Raw genomic sequence first — 881 nt, 5'->3', positions numbered from 1 at the left:
GTTTGCAAAGCTGTTGTCTTTCGATGAGCTTGTCGATTTTTTCGGCGGCGCCGATATCCCGGTTGCCAGCATCTTTTTAAGAATGGAAGGCGATTTAACGGGCTCGATGTTCTTTATAATGCCTTTTTATCAGGCGGAGCAGTTTATCAGAGAGCTGATTGGAAACCCCGATTTTGATATAGAGGACTTAGGTGAAGATCATATGAGCTCATCCGCTTTGCATGAACTGGGCAATATTTTAGCAGGATCATATTTAACAGCTTTGGCGGATTTGACGAAACTCCAGCTTTATCCAAGTGTTCCTGAAGTTTCTTTGGACATGTTCGGCGCTGTGATCAGCGAAGGGCTGATGGAGCTAAGCCAGGTTGGAGAACACGCCATTGTTGTGGACACGTCAATTTTTGACCAAAGCCATCAGCAGGAGCTGAAAGCGCATATGTTTATGCTGCCGGACTATGATTCATTTGAAAAGCTCTTTGTCGCCTTGGGTGCATCATTATGAGTACAACTGAGGCTGTCGTTGTAAAGGTTGGAATTGCTGACGTGAAGATCGCCCGCTTCCCGGACACCATCAGGACCTCTGGGTTGGGATCATGTGTGGGACTGGTGCTTTATGATAAAGAAAAGCAGACGGCGGGGCTTGTTCATGTCATGCTTCCGGATTCGACGTTATCGAAAACTGCCGAACTCAATCGGGCTAAGTATGCTGACACAGCCGTAAAGACCACGATTGATATGTTGATAGAAGCGGGATGCCGGAAATTTGCATTAAAAGCAAAGCTGGCCGGCGGATCAGAGATGTTTAAATTTAAATCAACAAATGATTTGATGAAGATAGGACCGAGAAATGTATTAGCGATAAAGGAACAGCTGTCTTTATA

General features: G+C 45.3%; 2 protein-coding genes. Both read left to right on the top strand.

The genetic code is table 11. From position 1 onward, the window contains the following. A partial coding sequence (gene cheC / locus RAC86_RS39295) for a CheY-P phosphatase CheC (protein WP_377887021.1) occupies nt 1-502 on the top strand: 502 nt, incomplete at its 5' end. Next, nucleotides 499-881 (top strand): chemoreceptor glutamine deamidase CheD (cheD, locus tag RAC86_RS39290; RefSeq protein ID WP_377887020.1); only part of this gene is annotated, 383 nt, incomplete at its 3' end. The genes cheC and cheD, both read left to right, overlap by 4 nt.

The sequence above is a fragment of the Bacillus sp. LR_5 genome, assembly GCF_042709275.1.
The sequence above is the reverse complement of the archived record's forward strand: the minus strand, read 5'-3'. Positions and strand labels throughout refer to the sequence as shown.